Annotated in this window: 25 protein-coding genes; 10 read left to right on the top strand and 15 right to left on the bottom strand. The window is 69.1% G+C overall.

Annotated elements, in window-relative coordinates; translation table 11 throughout:
* Positions 1 to 1051 precede the first annotated feature (1051 nt).
* The 3 genes from RPX00_RS15100 to RPX00_RS15090 all read right to left on the bottom strand — a co-directional run bounded on the left by RPX00_RS15100 (position 1052) and on the right by RPX00_RS15090 (position 3323).
* Positions 1052 to 1192 (bottom strand): hypothetical protein, encoded by a 141-nt coding sequence (locus RPX00_RS15100; RefSeq protein ID WP_406640153.1) that lies wholly within the window; start codon positions 1190 to 1192, stop codon positions 1052 to 1054.
* A 99-nt stretch (positions 1193 to 1291) separates the two neighbouring features.
* A complete protein-coding gene (locus RPX00_RS15095) occupies positions 1292 to 2041 on the bottom strand; it encodes an SGNH/GDSL hydrolase family protein (protein ID WP_406640152.1) in 750 nt (249 codons plus the stop codon).
* Between the two features lie 649 nt (positions 2042 to 2690).
* Complete coding sequence (locus tag RPX00_RS15090) at positions 2691 to 3323, bottom strand: NAD(P)-dependent oxidoreductase (RefSeq protein ID WP_406640151.1); 633 nt, start codon at positions 3321 to 3323, stop codon at positions 2691 to 2693.
* Between the two features lie 92 nt (positions 3324 to 3415).
* Here RPX00_RS15090 and RPX00_RS15085 point away from each other — a divergent pair, with 92 nt between their 5' ends.
* Complete coding sequence (locus RPX00_RS15085) at positions 3416 to 3979, top strand: TetR/AcrR family transcriptional regulator (protein WP_406640150.1); 564 nt, start codon at positions 3416 to 3418, stop codon at positions 3977 to 3979.
* Here RPX00_RS15085 and RPX00_RS15080 read toward each other — a convergent pair.
* Positions 3976 to 4461 (bottom strand): GbsR/MarR family transcriptional regulator, encoded by a 486-nt coding sequence (locus RPX00_RS15080; RefSeq protein ID WP_378301652.1) that lies wholly within the window; start codon positions 4459 to 4461, stop codon positions 3976 to 3978. The genes RPX00_RS15085 and RPX00_RS15080 overlap by 4 nt on opposite strands.
* Positions 4462 to 4555: 94 nt before the next feature.
* Here RPX00_RS15080 and RPX00_RS15075 point away from each other — a divergent pair, with 94 nt between their 5' ends.
* Both RPX00_RS15075 and RPX00_RS15070 read left to right on the top strand, forming a co-directional pair.
* Positions 4556 to 5455: an ATP-binding cassette domain-containing protein gene (locus RPX00_RS15075; protein WP_406640149.1), complete on the top strand. Its 900-nt coding sequence runs from the start codon at positions 4556 to 4558 to the stop codon at positions 5453 to 5455.
* Entirely contained in the window at positions 5452 to 7047 is a 1596-nt protein-coding gene (locus RPX00_RS15070) for an ABC transporter permease (protein WP_406640148.1), read from the top strand. The genes RPX00_RS15075 and RPX00_RS15070 overlap by 4 nt, the downstream gene beginning before the upstream one ends.
* 2 nt (positions 7048 to 7049) lie before the next feature.
* Here RPX00_RS15070 and RPX00_RS15065 read toward each other — a convergent pair whose 3' ends face one another.
* On the bottom strand, positions 7050 to 7394 hold the full coding sequence (locus tag RPX00_RS15065; protein ID WP_406640147.1) for a hypothetical protein: 345 nt from the start codon (positions 7392 to 7394) through the stop codon (positions 7050 to 7052).
* 119 nt (positions 7395 to 7513) lie between these two features.
* Between RPX00_RS15065 and RPX00_RS15060 the strand changes: the two genes are divergently transcribed.
* Positions 7514 to 8731 (top strand): MFS transporter, encoded by a 1218-nt coding sequence (locus tag RPX00_RS15060; protein WP_406640146.1) that lies wholly within the window; start codon positions 7514 to 7516, stop codon positions 8729 to 8731.
* Here RPX00_RS15060 and RPX00_RS15055 read toward each other — a convergent pair.
* Positions 8728 to 9273, bottom strand: a complete 546-nt coding sequence (locus tag RPX00_RS15055) for a TetR/AcrR family transcriptional regulator (protein WP_406640145.1) — start codon at positions 9271 to 9273, stop codon at positions 8728 to 8730. The genes RPX00_RS15060 and RPX00_RS15055 overlap by 4 nt on opposite strands.
* 187 nt (positions 9274 to 9460) lie before the next feature.
* On the opposite strand from RPX00_RS15055, the gene RPX00_RS15050 reads away from it, so the two are divergent.
* Positions 9461 to 10231 carry a nuclear transport factor 2 family protein gene (locus RPX00_RS15050; protein WP_406640144.1) on the top strand — a complete coding sequence of 257 codons (771 nt, stop codon included), beginning with the start codon at positions 9461 to 9463 and terminating at the stop codon, positions 10229 to 10231.
* Here the strand turns inward: RPX00_RS15050 and RPX00_RS15045 are convergent.
* Positions 10221 to 11063, bottom strand: coding sequence for an NAD(P)H-binding protein (locus tag RPX00_RS15045; RefSeq protein WP_406640143.1), 843 nt, complete (start codon positions 11061 to 11063; stop codon positions 10221 to 10223). The two genes, RPX00_RS15050 and RPX00_RS15045, sit on opposite strands and share 11 nt — an antisense overlap.
* 90 nt (positions 11064 to 11153) lie before the next feature.
* On the opposite strand from RPX00_RS15045, the gene RPX00_RS15040 reads away from it, so the two are divergent.
* Positions 11154 to 12134 (top strand): helix-turn-helix transcriptional regulator, encoded by a 981-nt coding sequence (locus tag RPX00_RS15040; protein ID WP_406640142.1) that lies wholly within the window; start codon positions 11154 to 11156, stop codon positions 12132 to 12134.
* Here RPX00_RS15040 and RPX00_RS15035 read toward each other — a convergent pair.
* The 3 genes from RPX00_RS15035 to RPX00_RS15025 form a co-directional block, all read right to left on the bottom strand.
* A complete protein-coding gene (locus tag RPX00_RS15035) occupies positions 12100 to 12885 on the bottom strand; it encodes a metal-dependent hydrolase (RefSeq protein WP_406642926.1) in 786 nt (261 codons plus the stop codon). The genes RPX00_RS15040 and RPX00_RS15035 overlap by 35 nt on opposite strands.
* A 161-nt stretch (positions 12886 to 13046) precedes the next feature.
* Positions 13047 to 13400 carry an STAS domain-containing protein gene (locus RPX00_RS15030; RefSeq protein ID WP_344287754.1) on the bottom strand — a complete coding sequence of 118 codons (354 nt, stop codon included), beginning with the start codon at positions 13398 to 13400 and terminating at the stop codon, positions 13047 to 13049.
* A gap of 219 nt (positions 13401 to 13619) precedes the next feature.
* The gene (locus RPX00_RS15025; protein ID WP_378301671.1) at positions 13620 to 13925 is read right to left on the bottom strand and encodes a WhiB family transcriptional regulator; all 306 of its coding nucleotides are present in this window, start codon (positions 13923 to 13925) and stop codon (positions 13620 to 13622) included.
* A gap of 150 nt (positions 13926 to 14075) precedes the next feature.
* On the opposite strand from RPX00_RS15025, the gene RPX00_RS15020 reads away from it, so the two are divergent.
* From RPX00_RS15020 to RPX00_RS15010, 3 genes are all read left to right on the top strand, one after another.
* Positions 14076 to 14492: an anti-sigma factor gene (locus RPX00_RS15020; RefSeq protein WP_182893754.1), complete on the top strand. Its 417-nt coding sequence runs from the start codon at positions 14076 to 14078 to the stop codon at positions 14490 to 14492.
* Positions 14489 to 15265, top strand: coding sequence for a SigB/SigF/SigG family RNA polymerase sigma factor (locus tag RPX00_RS15015; RefSeq protein ID WP_378301673.1), 777 nt, complete (start codon positions 14489 to 14491; stop codon positions 15263 to 15265). Before RPX00_RS15020 ends, RPX00_RS15015 begins: the two co-directional genes overlap by 4 nt.
* Before the next feature lie 64 nt (positions 15266 to 15329).
* On the top strand, positions 15330 to 15749 hold the full coding sequence (locus RPX00_RS15010; RefSeq protein ID WP_406640141.1) for an ATP-binding protein: 420 nt from the start codon (positions 15330 to 15332) through the stop codon (positions 15747 to 15749).
* On the opposite strand, the gene RPX00_RS15005 is transcribed toward RPX00_RS15010, so the two are convergent.
* Positions 15695 to 16219 (bottom strand): hypothetical protein, encoded by a 525-nt coding sequence (locus RPX00_RS15005; RefSeq protein ID WP_406640140.1) that lies wholly within the window; start codon positions 16217 to 16219, stop codon positions 15695 to 15697. The genes RPX00_RS15010 and RPX00_RS15005 overlap by 55 nt on opposite strands.
* A gap of 124 nt (positions 16220 to 16343) precedes the next feature.
* On the opposite strand from RPX00_RS15005, the gene RPX00_RS15000 reads away from it, so the two are divergent.
* The gene (locus RPX00_RS15000; RefSeq protein ID WP_406640139.1) at positions 16344 to 17342 is read left to right on the top strand and encodes a helix-turn-helix domain-containing protein; all 999 of its coding nucleotides are present in this window, start codon (positions 16344 to 16346) and stop codon (positions 17340 to 17342) included.
* Between the two features lie 28 nt (positions 17343 to 17370).
* Here the strand turns inward: RPX00_RS15000 and RPX00_RS14995 are convergent, their stop codons facing one another.
* The 4 genes from RPX00_RS14995 to RPX00_RS14980 all read right to left on the bottom strand — a co-directional run bounded on the left by RPX00_RS14995 (position 17371) and on the right by RPX00_RS14980 (position 22498).
* A complete protein-coding gene (locus tag RPX00_RS14995; RefSeq protein WP_406640138.1) occupies positions 17371 to 17601 on the bottom strand; it encodes a hypothetical protein in 231 nt (76 codons plus the stop codon).
* A complete protein-coding gene (locus tag RPX00_RS14990) occupies positions 17555 to 21085 on the bottom strand; it encodes a S8 family peptidase (RefSeq protein WP_406640137.1) in 3531 nt (1176 codons plus the stop codon). The genes RPX00_RS14995 and RPX00_RS14990 overlap by 47 nt, the downstream gene beginning before the upstream one ends.
* A gap of 86 nt (positions 21086 to 21171) precedes the next feature.
* Positions 21172 to 21825 carry an alpha/beta fold hydrolase gene (locus RPX00_RS14985; RefSeq protein ID WP_406640136.1) on the bottom strand — a complete coding sequence of 218 codons (654 nt, stop codon included), beginning with the start codon at positions 21823 to 21825 and terminating at the stop codon, positions 21172 to 21174.
* Positions 21826 to 21838: 13 nt separating this feature from the next.
* Positions 21839 to 22498: an HNH endonuclease family protein gene (locus tag RPX00_RS14980; RefSeq protein WP_406640135.1), complete on the bottom strand. Its 660-nt coding sequence runs from the start codon at positions 22496 to 22498 to the stop codon at positions 21839 to 21841.
* Positions 22499 to 22694: the final 196 nt, after the last annotated feature.

The following is a 22694-nucleotide window of genomic DNA, read 5'->3' as shown; positions in this document are numbered from 1 at the left end:
GCCGAGCCTGCTTGCCGACTCAGACCTGCCGGATCGGCTCCGCGAACCCGCCGACCGGCCGGATCCCTTCCCCGGATCCCGCCTGCCAGCCCGCTCGCAAGCCAGACGACCTGACGGCTCCCTCTCGAAACCCGCCAGACCGAACCGGCCACCACCTGACCCGCCAATCCCGCCGGAACGACTCGCGACGCCTGCCGACCAACCGGACCCCTCCCCGGATCCCGCCAGGCAGCCTGGCCCACAAGCCAACTCCGCCGAACCTGCACGAGCCGCCCATCGACCAGACGGATCCCTCCCCCGAATCCGCCCAGCCAGACCAGCCCGCGAGCCAACCCCGCCGAACTGGCACGCGCCGCCCACCGGCCAAACGGATCCCTCCCCCGAATCCGCCCAGCCAGACCGGCCCGCAAGCCAACCCCGCCGAACTGGCACGCGCCGCCCGCCGACCAACCGGACCCCTCCCCGGGTCCGTCAGCCGAGCGGCCCGCGAGCCAACTCCGCCGAACCGGCCCGCGCCGCCCACCGACCAGACGGACCCCTCCCCGGATCCGTCAGCCGAGCGGCCCGCGAACCAGCTCCGCCAGTCCTGCTGAACCGGCCCGCGAAGCCCTCCAGCTGGACAGTCCCTCCCCGGACCTGCCCAGCCGAGCCAGCTCGCGAGCCGGTTCGCTGGTACTGGTCAGTCGTGCCGTTCCGGTCGGCTCGGGAGCCGGGCGGGTTCCCTCCGAACCCGTCCGGCCGAACCGGGTCCCCCAGACCCGGGCCGGGCCGAACCGGACCGGCTGCGCTGCCAGTCCCTCGTCACGTTGTCCATCTCTCGCTTCGCGCTGGCCAGCGGCCTGGTCGCCCCCGTGCTCCGACCAGGTCGACGGCCCCGCGGTCGTGCGGGTGCGCACCGGCCGGCGAGAACTGCTCGTCCGCGCCGACCGGTGCTCCCCGCCCCAGGGGAACCCGTTTTTCTCCGGGCCCCGCCAGACGGAGTTCCTCCCCGAACCCCGCCCGGCCGACGGCGTCCGGCAGCCCCCTCGGCTCCCGGCTGCCGTCCGTCTGGCTACTTGGCAGTGCCGTGGTCGTCGAGCGGCTCGTGGTTGCCGTCCGGCTGCACTCCCCGGTTCGCCCCGGGCGCGGGGCTCGTTTTGACAGGCGGAACGGTGGTTCCCGGCTGCCGCTCGTCTTTCTGATCCGCAGGCATGTGGCCCTCCCTTTCCTTGGTTCGCCCTATAGGACGCATCCAGGGTGCGCCTAGATACACGGAGCGCCAAAGTTTTTGGGATTTTTGTGAATCAGCCGGTCAGGACGGCCGCCCCACCTCCCCCGGATGCCAACCGTCAGTGACGATCGGTAACCCCTCCGAGAGCGCTGCCGCCCAGGCGCGGTAGCCCTCCGGGCCAGGATGGAAACGGTCGGCAGCGAACATGCCCGGACGGAGCAATCCCGGCACCAACGGGACATGCCCGACCCCGGGAAGCCGGGTCAGCGTGCGCGCCGCCCCGTCGAGCGCGACGGACCGCGCGCCCAGTACGTCCCGGAGCGGCCGGGGCAAGGACGGGAAGCTCGCGAGCGGCGGTACGCCCGCGAGGAGGATCGGGACGTCGCCGATCCGCCGCCGCACCGCCACGACGATCGCCAGCAGATCCCGCCGGTACCGCGCCGCCGAGTGCAGTTCCAGGGTGTCGTTCACGCCGAGGACGACGACCACGTAGTCAGCCGGGCGGACCCGCGGCACCAGCTCGTCGAGCACCACCCGCGCCGACGCGCCAGTGATGCCCAGCGCCTGCCACCGCACCTCCCGGTCCGGGTACACGCGGGCCAGCCCTGCCGCGAGCTGCCCGGTGAGCGCTTCGGCATGCGTGAGCGCGCCGACCCCGTCCACCGTCGATTCGCCGATGACGGTGAGCCGCAGCGGTTGCCCGGTGCCGCGTGTGCCCTCGATCGGCCCGCTGGCCCCGGGAAGCCGCGGAGTCGCCCGGCGCACCCGGACAGCCTGCGCGACGAGCACGGGGGCCAGGAGGAAGAGGAGGAACAACCGGAGAACTGCCATGCCGCCGACAGTAACGAGGGGGCACGACAGATCCGGGCTCGTGAAGGGAGTTGTCCACAGGGGATGTGAGTTGTGGATAACCCTGGGGATGGTTGGGGGAAAGCAGTGGCGGGACGGAGGGGTGGCAGGGGCTGCGCGCGGTTCCGGAAGGCGGGGTTGAGCAGGGGATCAGCGATGACCGGCAGGGATTTGGCGAGCGGATTCCCGGCGAGATCGGCAAGCGGGTTCCGGCCAGACCGGCGAGCAGGATTCCGGCGAGGTCGGCGAGCGGTTCCCGGCCAGACCGGCGAGCAGGATTCCGGCGAGGTCGGCGAGCGGTTCCCGGCGAGACCAGCGAGCAGGGTTTCGGCGAGGTCGGCGAGCGGTTCCCGGCGAGACCAGCGAGCAGAGTTCCGGCAAGACCGGCGAGCGGTTTCCCGGCGGCAGATTGACGGCCGTCCGGCGAGAGACGCGGAGCGTCCGGGGCGAGCTTGACGGCGATGCGGACCGGTGCCGATCTGGGGGATGCGAACAAGCGCGGCGGGAACAGTCAGCGGGCAGTGTCAGCAATTGCCGACATGGTGACCCGCTCCAGCCCGCCAGAAAGCTGCGTTCACCGGCCCGCACCACTGCCGCCGACGCGCGCGGATGTCTGCACTCGCAGACACCCTCACCCCTGAGCGATCGACACCGTCTTCCCCACCAGAGACTCATCCTCAGCCGCCTCGAGCAAATACCGGGCCACGTTCGCCCGCGAGATCTGGAAGCTTCCCCGCACGTCGCGCCCCACCTGGCTGCGGACCCGGTCTCGCGCGGGCTTGTCGGTCAGCCTCGTCGGGCGCACGATCGTCCACCGCACGTCCGGGGCCTGATGCAGGATCGACTCCATCAACCGCAGGTCGGCGTAGCCGTTGCGCAGTACAGCTCCCAGCAACGGCTTCAGCAGCAGGCGGGAAAACAGGCTGTCTCCCTCCGCGGGTAGGCCGGACGCGCTCACCACCACGAACCGCGTCCGGGAACCGCGCAGGGCGGTCACCACGGAGCGGGTGCCGTCGGAATTGACGGTCGTTGGTTTGAGGTCCGAGGGGCCGAGGGCTAGGACGACGGCGTCACGGCCGGTTACGGCGTCGGCCAGGGTCGGATCGGTCAGGGTGTGAATCGCGACGTCCAATCGGGGGTGCGCGGGGATCGTCAACCGCGCTGGGTCGCGGACTACGGCGGTTACGTGCCATCCGCGTGCTAGTGCTTCTTGCACCACCAGGCCGCCGATTCGGCCGCTCGCGCCTAGGACGGTGATCTTCATCAAGGGCCTCCCGGAAAGGGGTGAGTGAACACTTACCAGCTAGGGTGAGTGAACACTCACCACGCTGAGAAGACCCTCAGGGAGCATGCGCAATGGGTAGCCGGGAGGAGATCGTCGCCGCGGCGGCGACGGTGATGCGGGAGCAGGGGTACGCGCACGCCACGACCAAGGCGATCGCGCAGGCCGCTGGGTACTCGGAAGCGTTGCTGTACAAGCATTTCCGCGACAAGACCGCGCTCTTCCTCGCCGTATTGAAAGAGGAGTTGCCGGACCTCGTCGCCACGACCGCGAGGCTCACCGAAGCACCGGAGAAAGCCCAGCTCAGCGACAACCTCGCCGAGCTGACCACCACGGCCTTGGCCTTCTACTGCGCGAGCTTCCCGATCTCCGTCTCCATCTTCTCCTCGCGCGAGCTGCTCCGCACCCACCGCGACACCCTCGAAAACGGCCCGGACCTGCCGATTCAGCACGTCGCCGGCTACCTCGCCGCGGAGGTCAAGCTGGGCAGGCTTCCGGACGGCCTCGACGTCGACGCGGCCGCCCGGCTGCTGCTCGGCGCGTGTTTCCAGGAAGCGTTCCTGGCGTCCTTCGAGGAACGCCCGCCGCGGCCGGACCTCGTGGACCGACTGGTCGCGACGTTCGCCAGGATCGGCTAGTCGCGGTTCTTCCGCAGCTCGTGCCAGCGGTCGTACAGGTTGTTGACCTCGACCAGCATGAACGCCAGGAAGTCCCGCATTTCGGCCAGCCGCTTGCCAGCGGGCGTGTCCGCGCCGAGTGCGTCGATGCCGTCGGTGGCCGCGTCGCGCCACATGATCAGGAAGCGGTCGCGCTTGAGGAAGGTCGCGTACCAGAGGTCGTCGTAGAGCCGGTAGTGGTCGCGGCGCTCGCCGGGTTCGCGGACCTTCGTCACCAGGCCGATCTGGTCCAGATACCGCACCGCGCCGGAGATCGCGGCCGGGCTGACCGACAGCTGCTCGGCCAGTTCGGCGGCCGTCAGCTGCCCCGAATCCGTCGTCATCAGCGCCGCGAACACCCGCGCCGACATGCGCTGCATGCCGATCTGCGACATCACGAGACCCAGGCTTTCGACATACCGGCGGACGGCGTCCTCGTCACGTTCTGTCTCAGGCGTCGTCATCCGTCCATCCTCTCCCACGACCACACCGAAGATCACTCGGTCCAGACGTTTTCTTAACTTCACAACTTCGTGAAAAGAGTGTAGCTTCCGCATCATGGGAAACGCCATTGCGATCTCCGGCCTGCACAAGGCATTTGGCCGGGTGAAGGCCCTCGACGGCCTTGATCTTCAGGTTCCCGCGGGGGAAGTACACGGATTCCTCGGCCCGAACGGCGCCGGGAAGTCCACCACCATCCGGGTGCTGCTCGGGCTGCTGCGCGCCGATTCCGGCGACGTCCGGCTGCTCGGCGGCGACCCGTGGCGCGACGCGGCGAGCCTGCACCACCGGCTCGCCTACGTGCCCGGCGACGTCAATCTTTGGCCCAATCTGTCCGGCGGCGAGGTCATCGACCTGCTCGGCAGGCTGCGCGGCGGGCTCGATCAGAAGCGCCGCGAGGAACTCGTCGAGCGCTTCGACCTCGACCCGCGCAAAAAGGGCCGCACGTACTCGAAGGGCAACCGGCAGAAGGTCGCCATCGTCGCCGCGCTCGCGTCCACTGTGGACCTTCTGCTGCTCGACGAACCGACCTCCGGCCTCGACCCGTTGATGGAGGCCACCTTCCAGGAGGTCATCCAGGAAGAGCGCGCGCAGGGCCGCACGGTGCTGCTGTCCAGCCACATCCTCGCCGAGGTGGAAGCCTTGTGCGACAAGGTAAGCATCATCCGTAACGGCCGCACCGTCGAATCCGGCACGCTCGCCGAACTGCGCCACCTCACCCGCACCTCGATCTCCGCGGAGCTGTGCGGACCGCCGAACGGGCTGGCCCGGCTCTCCGACGTGCACGACCTCAAGGTGGAAGGCAACCGCGTCCGCTTCGACGTGGAGACGCGCTCGCTCGAGGACGCGTTGCGCCAGATGACCCAGATCGGCGTGCGCAGCCTGGAGAGCCGTCCGCCGACGCTGGAGGAACTCTTCCTGCGCCACTACGCCGACGAACTCGAGGCCGGGAAATGACCCGCACGCTGGTCGGCACCGGACCGCTGATCCGGCTCGCGCTGCGCCGCGACCGGATTGTCCTGCCGATCTGGATCGTGCTGCTCAGCATCATCCCGGTGGCCACGATCAGCAGCTACGACCAGTTCTATCCGACCGCCGCGAGCCGGGCCGGACTCGTCGCGTCGGCGGCCGCGAACCCGTCGTTCGCGCTGCTCTATGGCCCGGCGTTCAACCTCGGCACAGCCGGCGGGTTCATCGCCTGGCGGATGGGCGGTTTCCTGGCGCTGCTGACTGGCCTGATGGCGGTCTTCACGCTCGTCCGGCACACCCGCGCGGAGGAGGACACCGGCCGCGCCGAACTGCTGGCGTCCACTGTGGTCGGTCGGTACGCGCCGCTGACCGCCGCGGTCGTGGTGACCGGCGGCGCGAGCGTCCTGATCGGTCTGCTGCAAGCGATCACGCTGGCTTCAAAGGTTCCCGCTGCGGGTTCCGTCGCGCTCGGCGCGAGCACCGCGTTGGCTGGCTTGGTCTTCACCGGCATCGCCGCGGTGGCCGCACAGCTCGGCGAGTACTCGCGCACTGCGAATGGCATCGGCACGGCGGTGCTCGGCGTCGCGTTCTTGTTGCGTGGCGCGGGTGATTCGACCACCGACGCGCATTGGCTGTCGTGGCTGTCGCCGCTCGGCTGGGCGCAGCAGATCCGGCCGTTCGCCGAAGAACGTTGGTGGGTACTGATTCTGCCCATCGTGACCGCGCTCGTGCTGCATGTCGTGGCCTACGCGCTGCTGCCGCGTCGTGACGTCGGCGTCGGCCTGCTTCCGCCGCGGCTCGGGCCCAGCGAGGCCGCACCGTCGCTGCGCTCGCCGTTTTCGCTGGCCTGGCGGCTTCAGCGGGGTCCGTTGCTCGGCTGGCTGGTCGGGCTCGCGGTCGGCGGCGCGTTGTTCGGGACGATCGCGCAGGGTATTTCCGGCCTGGTCGGCGGTACCGAACAGAGCAGGCAGATCTTCGAGCGACTCGGCGGTTCGCACGGACTGGTAGACGCTTTCCTCGCGACGATGGTGAGCCTGTTCGCGATGCTCGCTTCGCTCTACGGCGTGCAGGCCACGCTGCGGATGCGCACCGAGGAAACGTCGGTCCGGCTCGAACCGCTGCTCGCCACCCGGGTCGGACGGTTGCGCTGGGCCGCGAGCCACCTGGTGTTCGCGTTCCTCGGCAGCGCGTTGCTCGTGCTCGTCGGCGGGGTGCTGCTCGGGCTGTCGAACGGGCTGCGCAGCGGTGACGTCGGGGGTTCGGTCGGGAACACGGTCGCTGCCGTGGCGGTGCAGGTGCCCGCGACGTGGGTGATCGTCGCGGTGGCCGCGCTGATCTTCGGGGTGCTGCCGAAACTGGCGACCGCCGCTTGGGGTGTGGCGGCGCTGGCGTTGCTGATCAGCCTGTTCGGGCCGGTCGTCAACGTGCCGCAGGTGCTGCTGGACGTCTCGCCGTTCCAGCATCCGCCGAAGGTGCCCGGCGAGGTGTTCACCGAGCTGCCGCTGATCGTGCTGCTGGTGATCTCGGCGGTCGTACTGGGGGCGGGTCTGGCCGGCTGGCGGCGGCGCGACGTCGGCTGACGTCAGCGCGCGTCGCCGCGGAAGAACCCGGTGGTCGGACTGAGAGTGGTCGGCGGGGGTGCCGGCGGGTCCGGCGGAGCCGGGGTGACCGACACCGTGGCCGTGGTCGTCCGCGGCGGCGGAGCCGGTGGGGCCGGCGGGCGATGGGTCACGGTGATCGGCGGCAGAGGGAGGCCGGTCACCGTGACCGTCACCTGCTGTGCGGGCGGCGGGCTGGGCGGTGCGGATTCCCCGGCCGGACGCGGGGTGCGGCCGGCGACCAGCAGTGCGGCGACCAGCAGTCCGCCAGCCAGCCCGGCCAGACCGGTCACGACGACATAACCCCAGGTGGGAGCGGTGTCCGTCATCCGGCACCTCCTCGCCGCACGGTCACTCGGCTACGAGGGTCTCGTCGCGTTGATCATAGGCGTCGTTACGCACTGTGCAACTTGATATATACCGACTCAACTTATATAACACTAACCCTATGAGGGGGATTCTTCGCTCGCCGGATTTCCGGCGGCTCTGGCTCGCCGACGGCCTCAGCCAGGTCGGCAACCGCATCGACTTCCTGGTGATCCCGCTGCTGGCGACCACGACGCTCGCCGCGTCCGTGGTCGAGGTTTCGCTGCTGCGGACGCTGAGCACGCTGCCGTACCTGCTGATCGGGCTGCAGGCGGGCGCGTGGTGCGACCGGATGCGCAACCGGCCGGTGCTGATCACCGCCGACCTCGGCCGCGCGCTGCTCATCGGCTCGGTGCCGCTCGCCGCGGCGTTCGGGTCGCTGACACTGGGCCATCTGTACGTCGTCGTGCTGCTGGCCGGCGCGTTCACCGTGTTCTTCAACGTCGCGCACTCGACGTACCTGCCGAATCTCGTCGAACGCGGCCAGCTGCCCGAGGCGAACGCCCGGCTGCAGACGAACCTCTCCGTCGCCGCGATCGCCGGGCCTGGCCTCGGCGGGTTCATCGTGCAGTTCATCGGGAACGCGGGCGCGATGGCGGTCGACGCGCTGACCTACCTGTGGTCCGCCGCGTGGCTGCGCCGCATTCGGACGCCGGACGTGCGGCCCGAGCGCGCCGAGCGGAACCTCCGCCGCGAGATCGGCGAGGGCTTGCGGACGGTGCTGCGCAATCCGATCCTGCGGGCGATCGCCCTGCACAGCGCCGCGTCGAGCCTGTTCCAGTCGATGTTCATGGCGGTGTCGATGGTGTTCATGGTCCGCGACCTGCACGTCGAACCGTTCATGATCGGTTTGCTCGGCACGGTCGGGCTCTTCGGCGCACTGCTCGCGAGCGGCGTCGCGCGACGGCTCGGCGCTCGTTTCGGTGCCGCGCGGGCGTTGTATGTCGGCACCGCCGTGTACAGCGTCTCGTTCCTGCTCAACGCTTTCGCGACGCAAGGCTGGGGTCTCGCCTGGTGGGTCGCCGGGGGTTTCGGGTCCAGCTTCGGGATCATCGTGCTCGGCATTTTCGAGACGAGCTTTCAGCAGGCCATCACGCCGCGGGAGTTGCTGGGGCGCGTGTCCTCGGTGTCGCAGACGGTCGTCTTCGGCATTACTCCGCTTGGCAGCCTGATCGGCGGCTTCATCGCCGAACTCACCACAACCCGGGTCACGCTGTACGTCTGCGGCATCGGAATCCTTGCGGCGTCGACGATTCTGCTCGCTTCGCCGCTTCGCACGATGCGTGACCTGCCGGACTAGACCTTGCGCAGGCCGTCGAGCAGTACGCGCACGAGATGCCGGCTGTCCGGCGTAAAGCGCTCCACCGCCAACGCGCCAACGATGAGCGCGCGCAGGTCTTCGCCGTCGATGTCCTTGCGTACCGCGCCTGCGGCTTGCGCGCGCTCCAGAAGCGCGGTGAGGTTCACGCGAAACCGCTCCGCCGCTTCGGCCTTGTACGCAGAACCGCTTGTCTCACCGAGCGCTTCGCAGATCGCGCGGTTACGCGACGCCTGCTCTATGACGCGCGTGAAGTAGTCGTAGAACACTTCGCCTGGCGCGTCAGAGTCGATCAGCTCCTGTGCCTCGACGCCGTACTGCTCCAGCCGCTCCACGACAACCGCCTGGAACAGCGCTTCCTTACTGGGAAAATGCCGATAGACGGTGCCCGCGCCGACGCCAGCCAGCCGCGCGATGTCGTCAAGCGGCACAGCGAGCCCGTCGACGGCGAAGGCCGCTTCCGCGGCAGCCAGCACGCGGGCGCGGTTCCGGCGCGCATCCGCGCGGAGCGCAGGCTTCTCCACCAGCGGCCTCCTCGGTCTCCAGCTCAAGTGGTGCGGTCGTCCGATTCTTCCTTGGAACGATCTCCGCCGCTTCTGACCGTGTCTCAGATCTCCAGACCCTCGTTGACAACCGGAGTGACAACTCCGTATCGTCGTAAGCGGGTTGCCCGTTCCGATTATCCCCCTGTCTCCCGTGAAGAGGTTTCCGATGCCCCGCACCGTGTCCGAAGTGGCCGAAATCGTCGCGAACGCACTGAGCGCCTTCGACGCCGCACCGCTCGCTGACGTCCTTGCCGAGGACGCCGTCTACGAAATCCCGTTCACCGGCCACCGCTCCGTCGGCCGGGACGCCGTGCTGGCCACGCTCGGCGCGGGCAGCGCCGTCGCAGCCCGGATCGGCCTGGAAAAAGTCGAGGTCACCACTACCGAAACCGCCGACGGATTCGCCGTCGAACTCGTCGCCGAGGGCCGCAATCCGCACACCGGCCACAGCTACCGGCTCCCGTCGTCGGCCGGATTGCTAACCGTGCGGGACGGCGAGATCACCCGGTACCGCGACTTCCCGAACAACGGCGCGGCCAGCACGTTGATGGGGACGAAGGCGGTGTTCGACCGCTTCCTGGCCGCGGCCGTGGACAACCGCTGGGACGATCTCGCCGACCTGTACTCCGAGGACGTCGTGCTCGAGATCCCGTTCGCTCCGGCTGGCGTGCCGAAGGTGACGAGGGACCGGGAAGACCTGCGCAAACGCTTTCACCAGGCCGGAGAGCGCCGCCGGATCACCAAGGCGGACCGGGTCGTGGTGCACGAGACCGCCGACCCGGAGGTGCTGGTGGTGGAGTACGACCTGCACTGGGAGATGGACGGGAACCGGTATTCGTCGACTTACGCGATGGTGATGACGGTGCGGGACGGGCGGATCGTGCACTCCCGGGACTACTCGGGACCGCCCGTGCCGCAAGAAGCGGTCAGCCGCTGAAATCGGCTCGGTGATCCGCGGCCCATTGCGCGTAGGTGCGCGCCGGGTGCCCGGTGATCTGCTCAACGAGGTCGTTGACTGGCGCGGGTTTGCCGACCGTGGCGGCCATGAGGTCGAACAGCGCGGCGAGGAACGCGGGGTCCATGAACTGGCTCATCTGTTCCCGGACGGGTTCCGGATCGAGGTCTTCGACGGCGAGCGGGCGGCCCAGCGTCTCGCCGAGGATCCGGACCTGCTCCGCCTGGGTCAGCGAGGCGGGGCCGGTCAGGTCGTAAGCCTGTCCGGCGTGGCCGCCGTCGATCAGGATCCGCGCGGCCGTCTCGGCGACGTCCCGCTCGTGCACGGCGCTGAAAGCCGCTTCGGCGTAGGGCACGCGGACGAGGTCGCCGCCCTGGAGTTGCATCGCGAACGTCAACGAGTTGATGGCGGGGAAGAGCAGCCGCAGGAACGTCCACTCGATCCCGGTCGCCTCGACGGCCCGCTCGACGTCGCGGTGGTACTGGGCGATCACGTCGGGCTGCTGGTCGGCACCGGGGACGACCGCTCCCGAGGACAGCAGTACCAGCCGGCGCACCCCGGCCTCGACCGCGGCGGCCAGCAGCGGGGCGACGTCCATCCCGTATTGCAGGACAAGGAAAGCGGCCTCGACTCCGGCCAGTGCCGGCGGCAGGGTTTCCGGCTTGGTCAGATCGCCCTTGACGACGTCGACGCCTTCTGGGAGCCCGGCCCGCTCCGGCGCACGGGTCAGCGCGCGCACCGGCACGCCCGCCGCGGCCAGTTCCTCCACTGCCTGACGTCCGAAGTGGGCCGTGGCTCCGATGACGAGATACATGAGTGTTTCCTCCGTGCTGTTCTGGGACTGGCCTCACCGTAGGAAGGGATTAGGCAAGCTACGTTCCTATTCGCACGGGATACTGAAAAAATGCTGGAAACCTCGGCACGGCTGCTGCGCCTGCTCTCGCTGCTCCAAACGCCTCGCGAATGGACCGGAACCGAACTGGCCGAACGGCTGTCGGTCAGCGCCCGCACCATCCGCAACGACGTGGAACGCCTGCGCACCCTCGGCTATCCGGTCCACGGCACCCGGGGAGCGGTGGGCGGTTATCGGCTCGGGGCCGGTGCCGCGCTGCCGCCGCTGCTGCTCGACGACGAGGAAGCGGTCGCGGTGGCGATCGGGCTGCGCACCGCCGCCGGAGGCACGATCACCGGAGTCGAGGAGACCTCGCTGCGCGCGTTGGCCAAGCTGGAAAAGGTGCTCCCCTCCCGGCTTCGACGCCGGGTCGACGCCATCCAGCGCTACGCCGTCGCAGTGCCCCGCGACGACCCCGGCCCGCGAGTGGACGCGGACACCCTCAGCACGCTCACCGCCGCCTGCCGCGATCACGACCGCGTGCGGTTCGACTACCGGGGCCACGACGGAGCCGAGAGCCGCCGGGACGTGGAGCCGTATCAGCTGGTCAACTGGGGACGGCGGTGGTATCTCGTCGGCTTCGACGTCGAACGCGACGACTGGCGGAACTTCCGGGTGGACCGGATCAGCCTGCGCACCCCGGGTGGACCGCGGTTCGTTCCTCGCTCGCTTCCGGAGGAGGCCGTCGACCGGGTACGGCGGGGTGCGTCGTCAGCGTCGTGGCGGTATCGGGCGCGGGTCGTGGTGGAGGTTTCCGCGGAGCGGCTTGCGGAGCGGATCAATCCCGCGATTGGCGCTGTGACGCCGGTTGATGGGGACCGGTGCGTGCTGGATACGGGGGCGGACAGCGTCGAGACGCTTGCTGTTCATCTCGGGTCGCTCGGGGTTGATTTCACGGTTACGGAGCCGCCTGAGCTGGTTGCGGCGCTGCGGGTTCTTGGGGAGCGGTATCGGCGGGCTACTGAGTCGCGGTCTGCGCCGCCGACGGAGTGAACAAATGCTCCACAGTGGACACTGTCCACTCCCACACCCCGGGCACCAGCAGCACCCCCACCAGCGCGAACACCGGGAACACCAGCCGGGTCTCCACCTTTTTCCCGGTGTGCAGCCGCAGGGGTTTGGGCGGGCGGATCTCGTACCAGGTCTCCCCCGCGATCGGCAGCGGGAAGAGGAACGGGCATCCCGACTGGGTCAGCGAATCGCCGAGGCAGTGCACGAAACAGCCGGCCGCGACGGCTACGCCGAGCCAGCCCGAGATGTCCGCCAACTGGGCTACCCGGTCATCCGGTGCGGTGAAGTACCACCAGGCCACCGCTCCGCCGTAGGGCAGCAACAGCCAGTCGCCCAGCGCGGCGACGGCGAGCAGCAGGCCGAACAGCAACACGCCTAGGACGGCCCAGGCTCCGCCAGCGGAACAGCCGGCGGAGGTAGCCGCGCCGAGGGCGACTGCGAAGAGCAGGGTGTGGGAAAGGTGCCGGTGCGTCCCGGTCACCTTCTCGTCGCGCGGGCCTTTCGTCAGCGCGTATACGGCTGCAGACACCCGGCGCAGCAGCCAGGACAGCGCGCCGGTGAGCCACCCGAACAGGCGGGTCGCGCTGGCGCTGGGATGGTCCAGGTCCGGCAGCAGCGCGAACCCGGCCGTGGTGGCCGCGAAGACCACCGCTTGGTGCACTGTGCCGACGCCGACCGCGGGTGCCAGGGCGAGCCCCGCGCACCAGCCGGTCAGGGCGTGCGTGCGCCCCATCATGATGGTCGTCCCCCAGGTCGCGAGCCATTTGCTAATCCGGCCAAAAGTAGGCCGACCCCCGCACGGCACGTAACCGTCGCGCCGAAGCCATGAGGCCGTGACTGTGGCCGGATTAGCAACGATCGGCACAGTCTGAACCGCGCGACCGTATCGGGAGATCAGGCCGGGGGTTCCTCCGACACGCTCAGGTGTTCGGCCACGCCGGTGAGTTCGATCACCCGGCTGACCGCCGGGCTCGGCACGACCTCGAGTTCGACGTTCTGTTCGCCAGCTTGGCGCTGGGCGTGCAGGACGACGTTCAGCGCCGAAGAATCGAAGAAGGTCACCCCGGTGAGGTCGGCCACGACGCGACGGGAATTCTTGTCCGCGATCAACCCGGCAAGAGCTTCCTGCAGCTGCGGGCTGGTGAGCAGATCAAGCTCACCCGTGACCACCACCCTCGGCTCGGCGGCCGCGGTGTCCAGCGTGATGCCGAATCCGGGCGGAGTGGCGTTCTGGTCGGCTGCGGGCATGCAGTTTCTCCTCGTCAGGCGCTGCTCCTGCGCCGGTACGCGCCTGTAGTCTCAAGCGGCAACCGTGTCACGGTCCCAAGCATCTGGAGACTCAACCCTAACCCAGTGGGTGACTGAGTCCGCGTCGGCACATGGCTACACCTCGGCGGGCGGGCCGCCGCCGGACGCACAACACCCCGCGCACCGCAGGTGGGCGCGCGGGTCGTGGGGCCGGACGGCTCAGGCGGACACCGTCTTGCGCTTCGCTCGCCGTTCGCGCATGAACAGCTCGCGGCGCTCGATCTCGCCGAGCCCGCCCCAGATTCCGTACGGCTCTTCGACGGTCATCGCGTGCTTGCGGCACTGGGCCAGCACCGGGCAGGTGTGACAAATCGCCTTGGCGCGGGACTCCCTGCGCTCCCGCGCGGAACCGCGCTCGTTGTCGGTATGGAAGAACAGGCTGCTGTCCGCGCCGCGGCACGAGCCCCGAAGCTGCCACTCCCACTCCTCGGCCACCACGTTCGGCAGTCGGCTCACGTCAGCCATGTCGTCCCCACCTTTCCCGGGATCAGCACTCGACCGCTACATGCCCGCCGGTCGCGGCGGTCAAACCCGGGTTTGGTTTGCTCACCCCCCGGGCATGTGGCAGATCGGGCACGAAAGACTGGCGAGGCAACGCCGGAGAGAGGACAGCACGTGGAGGAGAACGCCCCGCTCGAGCGCGAGGACGCACAGCTCATCGAGGTGCGGACGGCGGCTATCCCGCACGTGGTGCCCACTCTGCGCACCATCGTGGCCGACATCGCCATGCGCCAGGACTTCGACCTCGACGCGGTCGAGGACCTGCGGATGGCCGTGGACGAGGCCTGTTCGATGCTGCTGCCCTCGGCCGCCGACGGCAAGCTGACCTGCGTGTTCTCCTGGCTGGAGGGCCGGATCGAGGTCACTGTGTCGGTTGTCTCCGACCGCGCCGACCACGGCGACGAGACCGGCCTGTCCTGGCAGCTGCTGACCGCGCTCGCGACCTCGGCGCGGCGCACCGTGACCCCGGCGAACGGCCGGTACCTCTCCCGGGTGCAACTGGTCCGGGAGAGCGAGGCGGCCAGCTCGTGACGAACCCCGCCGGCGGCGACAAGCCCACCGACGTGGCAGCACTGTTCCACGAGCTGACCGAGCTGCCCGACCGGTCGCCGCGCCGCGAGGAGATCCGGGACCAGCTGGTGCGCGAGCATCTCGAACTCGCGCGCAATCTCGCCCGGAAATTCCGCAACCGCGACGAGGCGATGGACGACCTCGTGCAGATCGCGACCGTCGGCCTGATCCACGCGGTGGACCGCTACGACCCCGCGCAGGGCACCGACTTCCTGGCCTTCGCGGTGCCGACGATTTCCGGCGAACTGCGGCACCACTTCCGCGACAACAGCTGGTCGGTCCGGGTGCCACGGCGGCTCAAGGAACTCAACGCGACGATCTCCGCCGCGCGCGAGGAGCTGACCGTGCGGCTGTCCCGCGCGCCGAAGCCCAGTGAGATCGCCCGCCATCTCGGGGTGCCGATCGAGGACGTCTACGAGGGTCTTCGGGCCGGTCAAGGCCGTTACGGGGCCTCGCTGGACAATCTGCTGGAAAACTCCGCGCACACCCGCTTCGGCGCGCCGGACGCGAACCTCGGCCAGGCCGAATTGCGCGAGGCGCTGCGGCCGATGCTGGACAGCCTGCCCGAACGCGAACGCAAGATCGTGGCGTTGCGTTTCGGGTCCGGGATGAGCCAGTCGGACATCGCGCGCCGCGTCGGGGTTTCCCAGATGCAGGTGTCGCGATTGCTCGCGGCGACGCTGAAAAAGCTCCGTACCGGACTGGCCGAGACGGACATCACCGAGGGCACCTGATTCGGCTTCGGCCCGGTTGGGTAGATACCACTTGCGAGCAAAGCGGTCGGGAGGTGCGAAGGCCATGACGACGTCGAGGATGCCAACCAGGAGCACCGGGGCGGCCGCCGCCACCGTGCGCCTGGAGCTTCCAGACGACGTCACCGCGCCCGCCGTCGCGCGAGCACAGGTCCGCGCCGCGCTCGCCCAGCTCGACGTCCCCGCCCAGGTGCGCGACGACGTGCTGCTGGCGACGTCCGAACTGGTCACCAACGCCTTCGAGCACGGAGACCGGCCGGACCGGCTCGAACTCCGCCTCGACAACGGTGAGCTGATGGTGCGGGTCTTCGACACTTCGGCCGCCATTCCGCAGGTGAAGGAACCGATCACTCCGTCCGCGGCGCGCAGCCGCGGGCTCCAGCTCGTGCGCGCGCTGTCCCGGCGCTGGGGTTACGACCCGGCCGAGGGCGGGAAATGCGTCTGGGCTGCATTCGCCCTCAGCTGACGGCGGCCGAGCACCACGGCACCGACCGCGCCGAGCAGCCCCAGTCCGACGCCTAGCCAGCCCACGATCATCCGCGGCCGTTCGGCCGCCGCACAGCCTTCCGCGCCGTGTTCCTGGGCACCCAGTCGACTCTGCGGGGTATCGAGTGCGGTGCCGCAGCCGATCCGGATGCTCCAGGTGCTCGTCGGCGGATCGCCCTGACCGAGGATATTCGCGGGCAGTCCCAGCATCTGATCGTTTCGCGTTCCGTAGATCGTCCGGACACCGGTCGGGTTTCCGGCGTCGTCGAGGTAATAAAGGGCAGTTACCGGGAGCAGGAAGAAGACGATCCCGGTGATGAAGACCGCCGTGGACGCGAGGGCGACCCACAGCGCGGGCCGCCGGTCCGGGTTGGTCCGTGCGTGCTGTTCGCCGGTGAAGGCCTGGTCATCCGGGCCGGGGGACATCGCGGGAGGGGGATCACCGGTCATCGTCGAACCTCTCGTTCGGGGGTGCGAGGCCCGGTTGTAGTCCGGTTCGCCGGGACTGGTCCCCGGCGGGCGCTGTCCGGTTTTGTCTCGTTCGCTCCCGTTGCCAGTGCCTTACGCTCGCCGAATGCTGGACGCAATCGGGGTGACTGGGGACGAGGAGCGGGTCTACCGGCTCCTCGTCGGGATGTTCGACGCCGGACCGCGGCAGGTGGCCGAGCAGCTGGGGCTGAGCCAGGCGCAGGTGTCGGCGATCCTGCGTTCGCTGCACGCCAAGGGACTGGTCAGCCTGCTCGCCGGGGACGAGCCGCGGTACGCGCCGTCGCCGCCGGACGTCGCGTTCGGGCCGTTGCTGATGCGCGGGCAGGAATCGCTGGAGTGGGCGCGCACCGCGGTGAGCCGGATGGCCGAGGAGTACCGCGGCGGGGCGCGAAGACGGGACGCGACGCAGCTGGTCGAGGTGATCACCGGCAGTGCGGCGATCCGGCAGCAGCTGACGAACATCCAGGTCGGCGCCCGGCACGAGCTGCTGTGGTTCTGCCGGGCCGGGCACATCGCGATGGCGTCCGGCGAGAACGCCGACGAGTACGACGCGCTCGCTCGCGGGGTGCGGTACCGGGTCGTCTACGAGCGGGCGATGCTGGAGGAGCCCGGCATGATCGAGAACGTCGCGCACGGGATCCGGCACGGCGAGGAGGCGCGGTCGTCCACCGTCGTGCCGGTGCGGCTGGCGATCGCGGACGGCACCATCGCGTTGTGCCCGCTGGTGCAGAACCTCGACGGCTCCGGCGAACCGACCGCCGCGCTGATCCGCGAGAGCAGTCTGCTGGCCGCGTTGATCGCGTTGTTCGAAAGCTATTGGGAACGCGCGTGGCCGCTGCGCGCGGACGGGACTCCGCAGGACCCCGGCGGCACCGGACCGGATCGGGACGAGCGGCATCTGCTGTCGTTGCTGGTCGCGGGGGTCACCGACAAGGCGATCGCGACCCGGCTCGCGGTGAGCCAGCGGACCGTGCAGCGGCGGATCCACGACCTGATGTCCCGGATGAAGGTGCAGACCCGGATGCAGCTGGCGTGGGAGGTCAGCAGGCAGGGCTGGCTCGACGAGCCCGCGGCAGCCGGATAACCGTGCGGGTTATCCGGCTGCCTCTTTCTCAGGAGAGCCCGTAGGCGCGGATCACCGTCTGCTGCACCGCATTCCCGTCACCGTCGGAGCCGTGCACGCGCAGTGCGACGAATCCGTTGGTCCGGTCCAGCCGCGGATGGTCGACCACGGCGCGGAAGCGGCCGTCGCCGATGCTGTCCATCCGCTTGACGTTCGTCCACGTGCGACCGTCGTCATAGGACACTTCGACGGTCAGCTGCGCATTCTTCGGCGCGGCCATACCGTCCTGGTTGCGGACGGTGAACTCGACCGGCAGCGAACGTCCCGCCCGCGTCTTCTGCGTCAGGTCGGTTTGCACGCCGTAATCCACCTGCAGCAACGGAAGCAGGTCCGTTTTGCCTTCTGGCGGGCCGCTTCGACCCGAAGGTCCACGACGTTTCGGTGTGCGTGCCGTAGGCCCAGTCCGGAGTGGACTTGGTCAGCGACAGGTCGAGCCGGTACTTCGCCGGGTCCGCCGAAGCCGGGAACTTGCCCCACGCCGCCGGGCCTTCCTTGACGAGTTTTCCGTCCTGGTAAAGCTTCGCGCTCACCTCGTCCGGTTCCTCGCCCAAGCCCGCCTCGGAAAACGCGTAGTGCGAGGCTTCCGGGTCGACGAACTCCGGGATACGGAAGGCGAAAGTGTCGCCGGTGCGCGAGGTTTCCAGTCCGGCCCCGCGCGGGATCGCCGGCCGGACCACTGGCGCGTACCAGGTTTCCGTCGACCGCTGTCCGGAGTTGAGCGTGTGCGGCTTTTCGAGCATGCCGACTGCCAGCGGCTGGAACGTGTCCCAGCTGAGCTTGTTGTTCACTCGGTGCTGCCAGATCGTTTCGTCCGTCGAGACGATTTCCTCGCGTACCGTTCCGGTGTGCGCATACCGCTGATACTGGTTGATCGCGGTCTTTTCCCACGGACGCCAGCCGAAGCGCTGTTCGGAAAGCCATTCGTCCTTGCCGGTCGCGCGGTAATTCGCGGTGACTGTCGCGCTGTTGCGCTCGTTGACCTGGTAGACGATTTTCTGCGGAATCTGGTCGTGCGTCACCTGCATGATGTCGTACAGGTACGGGCTCACCGGCGTGCCCTCCAAAACCATGCTGGTGAAACCGAGCGCGGCCCGCTTGGCCAGCTTCATGCCCTGGTCGTTCGTGATCCGCACGGCGGGAATCGGCAGCCGGTTGCCGCGCGGCTGCCAGTGTGCGTACGTGTGCTCGTCGGGCAGGCTGACGACCATCACCATCGCGGCTCCCGCGGCGGCGGCCAGCTTAGTCGCGGCATCGAGGTCGGTGCCGTCCTTGGCCGGCGTCACCAACGCGATTCTCCCGCGCGCCCTGGCATATTGCTCCGGTTTGTTGCCGTCGACCGGAACGACGTCCAGCCACTTGAACCCGGAAATCGTCGGGGACGACGCGTAGTAGAACAGTTCAGTCTTGAGATCGAGCCACGGCACTGTGCGCGCGGTCAGCATCGGCGCGGTGAGCTGCCACCGGGTGCCGAATTCGAAGGTCCCGTTCTTCACCTTCTCCGTCGGCGTCACGTAGATGTGCCGGACGCCGGGGAATTCCATGACGTAGTTCGAGATCTTGCGCGAGCCGAATTCGCGGTGCGCGTAGCTGCTGATGATGTTTTCCAGCGTCGACGGCCGCGGCGTCTTGATCTCCACCGGCACCGCGTTCCGCGCGTCCATCACCAGGTTTAGGTCCCCGGTCAGGGAGAACTCGGGCTTGAGCACGATCGCGAGTTCCTCGTCCGGAGCCAGTCCGGTGTGGAACATCGCGCGGGCGTAGTAGGTGCCCTCCGGAAGTTCGGTGACGAACGGGTGGTCGCTGACCATGTCCCGGACGATGTCGTACCGCATGTCGTCGCCGAAGATCTGGATGTCCATCGGGTACGCCTTGCCGTCGCGGCCGATGCCGGTGACGGTCACCTTGTGCTTCGGCGGTTCCTTCACCAGCCCGACCGTCGTGTGCACCGCGCCGACGAGAACGCTGCCGGTGTAATTGCCCGGCACCAGCGCGGCCGAATCGACGGTGATCGCCACCGTCGCGGTCCCGTTAGCCGGAACCTCCACAGTGGACTTATCCAGCTTCACCGCATCGCCCGGCGTAGCACCGTCGCCGCGCCGCAGGTCGAGCTTCGGCGTGATGGTGACCGGCGCGAAAGTCGTGTTGGTGTAGGTGATTTCCTTGCGCACCGGACCGCTGTCGTTGGTGATCGGGCCGAGGTTCATCGTGCCGGTCGCGAAAACTCCGGGACGCACTGCCGCGGCCGCGACGTCCACCCGTCCGCCGCCCTGCTGGAAGGCGTTGAGCCCTGCGGAAGGCTTCGACGTACTGGCCAAGCCGTCCTTGAGCTGCTGCGCGGTCCATTGTGGATATCGCTGCGCCAGAATCGCTGCCGCGCCAGCGACATGCGGCGTCGCCATCGACGTGCCGGATGCCGCGGTGTAGTACTGGTCCACCACTTCACCGAGCGACGTACCGGCCGCACGCGCGGCGACAATTCCCACGCCAGGCGCGGTGATGTCCGGCTTCACGGCCTGGTCGCCGAGCCGCGGGCCCATGCTGGAGAACGGGGCCAGCTCGTCCTTGCGGTCCACCGCGCCGACGGTCAGCGCGGAATCCGCAGTGCCCGGCGTGCCGATGGTCGACGCGCCGTCCTGGCCGTCGTTGCCCGCGGCGACCACGAACAGCGCGCCAGTGCGGGCGGTGAGTTCGTTGAGGCCGACACTGAGATCGTCCGTGCCGTCCGTCGCGCCGCCGCCAAGGCTCATGTTGATGACCTTGGCACCGGAGTTCGCGGCCCACTCCATCCCTTGCAGGACTTCGGAAGACGAGGCGGTGCCGTCGTCGCCGAGCACCTTGCCGACGTACAGCTTCGCACCGGGGGCCGCGCCCTTGCGCGTGCCGCCCGCCGCCGCGCCGCTGCCCGCGATGGTCGCCGCGACGTGTGTGCCGTGGCCGAACCGGTCGACGACGTCCGGGCTGGTCGAGAAGTTCGCCGACTTCGCGACCTTGCCCGCGAGGTCCGGATGGTTGGGGTCGTAGCCGGTGTCGAGCACGGCCACGGCGACGCCGGCCCCGTCGAACCCGGCCGCCCACGCGTCCGGCGCCCCGATCTGCGGGACACTGCGGTCGAGCGACGCGTGCACCTTGCGGTCCAGCGTAATCCGTTCCACCGCACCGGAAGCCGCGTGCGGACCGGTGAAGGACTGCCAGAACTCGCCGGCGCGCTTCTTGTCTTCGCGCACCGCACGGCCGTTCACACTCGGCAGTGCCGCGCCCTGCGTGGTGGCAGCGAGCGTCGGCACAGACGCGACCGAGACACCCTTGGCGTAGTGCGCGATCAGCGGCACCGTGGGAGTCGCCTCGTCGGTGTACCCCTGCGCGATCAGGTCGGTGATGTTGAACAGCGCTTTGTCGAGGCGTTTGTCCGCCACCAGCGACAAGGCGTCGGCCGGGGTGACCGTCAGCTTGCCGTCCACTTCGGACTGCGTGAAGCGGATGTTCTCCCGTCCCTTGCCGGGCCGGACGGTCGCGATCTGCCGTCCGCCTTGGACGCTTTCGACTTGCACGACGTCACCGGTGAGCAGGGTGACCGTGTGCCGCTCACCGGGACCGGATGCCGGTGAACCGCTCGCGGGCTCGGCCGCCGCGGGCACCGCCTGGCCGAGTGTCGCGACCAGTGCGCCCGTGCAGCCGAGAGTGATGGCTCGTGATCTCCACGTCATCGCACCAGATTCGGGGCGAGCCGGGGTTCACGTCACTACCTCGCGGTGTCGCGGTTGTGACATGTCGCAACTGGGACAGCGCCTGGTTAGCCAGCCACTGTCGCGTAATAGGCCATCAGGCGGTCAGCCAGTTCGTCCGGACGGCTCAGCAGCGCGAGATGCGATCCGGGCATCTCGTCCGCGTCCACTCCCAGCCGCTCGCGCGCGACGCGGCGCAGCAGATCGGCGGCGAAGAACCGGTCGTCGCGGAAGATCAGCACCTTTGTCGGCACGTCCGGCAGCCGCTCGCCCGGCCACGGAAGGCTGTACTCGCCGCTGTTCGGTTCGCGGCCGCGGCGCTCGTTCTCCTCCGCCAGGTCGGCCGGAACGTCCGCCATGAACTGTTCGGCGGTGCTCAGCCCCTCGGCCGATTCGAAGCCGACGTTGCCCCACCACTCCCCCGGAGCCTCGCCCGGCGCGGGCACCATCCCGGCGACGAACACGAGCAGCCGCGCGTTGACCCGTTCCGCCACGAGCGGCGCGGTGAACCCGCCGTAGGAATGGCCGGCCACGACGACATCCGACGCGTCGCCAAGCGCCGAGACGACGGTGTCGGTGAAGTCGGCCAGCGTGGCCTGCGGGTTCTCGATCGGCAGGTCTGGGGCCACGACGTCGTGCCCGGCCGCCTTCAGCCGGGCGGCGACCAGATGCCAGTCCCAGCCGCTGCCGCCGCCCCCGTGGATCAGTGCGAATGTCGCCATAGTGCCCAGCTTGTCACGCTGGGCAGCGCTTCAGCATGTCCTGCAGCGCGTTCTTCTCCATGTCCGTGATCGTCAGCCCGTAGTAGTGCTTCACGGTGACCCAGTCGGTCGCGTACGTGCACCAGAACGACACCAGCGGCGGCTTCCACTCGTCCGGAGCCTTGTCGCTCTTCTGCCGGTTCACGCTCGCCGTCACGGCGAACAGCTGCGGCCGCGTGAGGTCGTTCGCGAACTGCTCGCGCTTCTCCTGCGTCCAGTCGCGCGCACCGCTCACCCAGGCCTGGCCGAGCGGGACCATGTGGTCGATGTCGAGCTGGCCCGGCTTGGTCCAGGTCTCGCCGTCGTAGACGCTGACCCACGTACCCGACGTCGGCTTGCAGTCGCTGCCAGCTTTGACGTCCTTGCCCGCGCGCTTGAGGACGGTCTCGCGGGTGTCGCAGCTTTCGCCCTGGCTGTCCCAGTGCTTGAACTTGTCGCGCGAATAGCCGGTCATCGTGCCGCGCGCGCCGATCTTCAGCTCGGACAGCTGCTTCGTCGCGTCGGCGGCGGACGCCGGTGCCGCTTCGGACTGGGTGTCGCCGACTTCGCGCTGGCCGTACCAAAACCCGACGACAGCGATGAGCAGCACGACCGCGAGCAGCACGGTGCGCTTGGTGGGGAACGGCCGGGCCATGGTGCGCTGGATCCTCTCGGGCGGGGAGTTCGGGGAGCCGGAGTATGCCTGTCGCCGGGCCGGTAATCGCGCAGACACTCTCGGCAGCGCCGGAGGCGTGGCAAGGACCACGTCGGACCAGTTGTTGCCCGGCAACGAAAAAGCGCAGATCAGCGGGGGTGGATAACCCTGAAGAAGGTGTCACGTCCACGCCGCC

It is taken from the genome of Amycolatopsis sp. WGS_07 (genome assembly GCF_045278895.1).
Lineage (GTDB): Bacteria > Actinomycetota > Actinomycetes > Mycobacteriales > Pseudonocardiaceae > Amycolatopsis.
Note: the sequence above shows the minus strand (reverse complement) of the source record. Positions and strands in the feature narration are given on the sequence as shown.

Excerpts from the sequence above, each read along its gene's own strand:
- RPX00_RS15035 (WP_406642926.1), bottom strand. The coding sequence starts at position 12,885 with ATGGGGCGCACGCACGCCCTGACCGGCTGGTGCGCGGGGCTCGCCCTG.
- RPX00_RS15040 (WP_406640142.1), top strand. The coding sequence starts at position 11,154 with ATGCTGGAAACCTCGGCACGGCTGCTGCGCCTGCTCTCGCTGCTCCAA.
- RPX00_RS15060 (WP_406640146.1), top strand. The coding sequence starts at position 7,514 with ATGAGGGGGATTCTTCGCTCGCCGGATTTCCGGCGGCTCTGGCTCGCC.
- RPX00_RS15005 (WP_406640140.1), bottom strand. The coding sequence starts at position 16,219 with ATGACCGGTGATCCCCCTCCCGCGATGTCCCCCGGCCCGGATGACCAG.
- RPX00_RS15085 (WP_406640150.1), top strand. The coding sequence starts at position 3,416 with ATGGGTAGCCGGGAGGAGATCGTCGCCGCGGCGGCGACGGTGATGCGG.
- RPX00_RS15095 (WP_406640152.1), bottom strand. The coding sequence starts at position 2,041 with ATGGCAGTTCTCCGGTTGTTCCTCCTCTTCCTCCTGGCCCCCGTGCTC.
- RPX00_RS14980 (WP_406640135.1), bottom strand. The coding sequence starts at position 22,498 with ATGGCCCGGCCGTTCCCCACCAAGCGCACCGTGCTGCTCGCGGTCGTG.
- RPX00_RS15025 (WP_378301671.1), bottom strand. The coding sequence starts at position 13,925 with ATGGCTGACGTGAGCCGACTGCCGAACGTGGTGGCCGAGGAGTGGGAG.
- RPX00_RS15045 (WP_406640143.1), bottom strand. The coding sequence starts at position 11,063 with ATGTATCTCGTCATCGGAGCCACGGCCCACTTCGGACGTCAGGCAGTG.
- RPX00_RS15030 (WP_344287754.1), bottom strand. The coding sequence starts at position 13,400 with ATGCCCGCAGCCGACCAGAACGCCACTCCGCCCGGATTCGGCATCACG.
- RPX00_RS15050 (WP_406640144.1), top strand. The coding sequence starts at position 9,461 with ATGCCCCGCACCGTGTCCGAAGTGGCCGAAATCGTCGCGAACGCACTG.
- RPX00_RS15010 (WP_406640141.1), top strand. The coding sequence starts at position 15,330 with ATGACGACGTCGAGGATGCCAACCAGGAGCACCGGGGCGGCCGCCGCC.
- RPX00_RS15100 (WP_406640153.1), bottom strand. The coding sequence starts at position 1,192 with ATGCCTGCGGATCAGAAAGACGAGCGGCAGCCGGGAACCACCGTTCCG.
- RPX00_RS15080 (WP_378301652.1), bottom strand. The coding sequence starts at position 4,461 with ATGACGACGCCTGAGACAGAACGTGACGAGGACGCCGTCCGCCGGTAT.
- RPX00_RS15065 (WP_406640147.1), bottom strand. The coding sequence starts at position 7,394 with ATGACGGACACCGCTCCCACCTGGGGTTATGTCGTCGTGACCGGTCTG.
- RPX00_RS14990 (WP_406640137.1), bottom strand. The coding sequence starts at position 21,085 with ATGACGTGGAGATCACGAGCCATCACTCTCGGCTGCACGGGCGCACTG.
- RPX00_RS15070 (WP_406640148.1), top strand. The coding sequence starts at position 5,452 with ATGACCCGCACGCTGGTCGGCACCGGACCGCTGATCCGGCTCGCGCTG.
- RPX00_RS14985 (WP_406640136.1), bottom strand. The coding sequence starts at position 21,825 with ATGGCGACATTCGCACTGATCCACGGGGGCGGCGGCAGCGGCTGGGAC.
- RPX00_RS14995 (WP_406640138.1), bottom strand. The coding sequence starts at position 17,601 with ATGGCCGCGCCGAAGAATGCGCAGCTGACCGTCGAAGTGTCCTATGAC.
- RPX00_RS15075 (WP_406640149.1), top strand. The coding sequence starts at position 4,556 with ATGGGAAACGCCATTGCGATCTCCGGCCTGCACAAGGCATTTGGCCGG.
- RPX00_RS15000 (WP_406640139.1), top strand. The coding sequence starts at position 16,344 with ATGCTGGACGCAATCGGGGTGACTGGGGACGAGGAGCGGGTCTACCGG.
- RPX00_RS15090 (WP_406640151.1), bottom strand. The coding sequence starts at position 3,323 with ATGAAGATCACCGTCCTAGGCGCGAGCGGCCGAATCGGCGGCCTGGTG.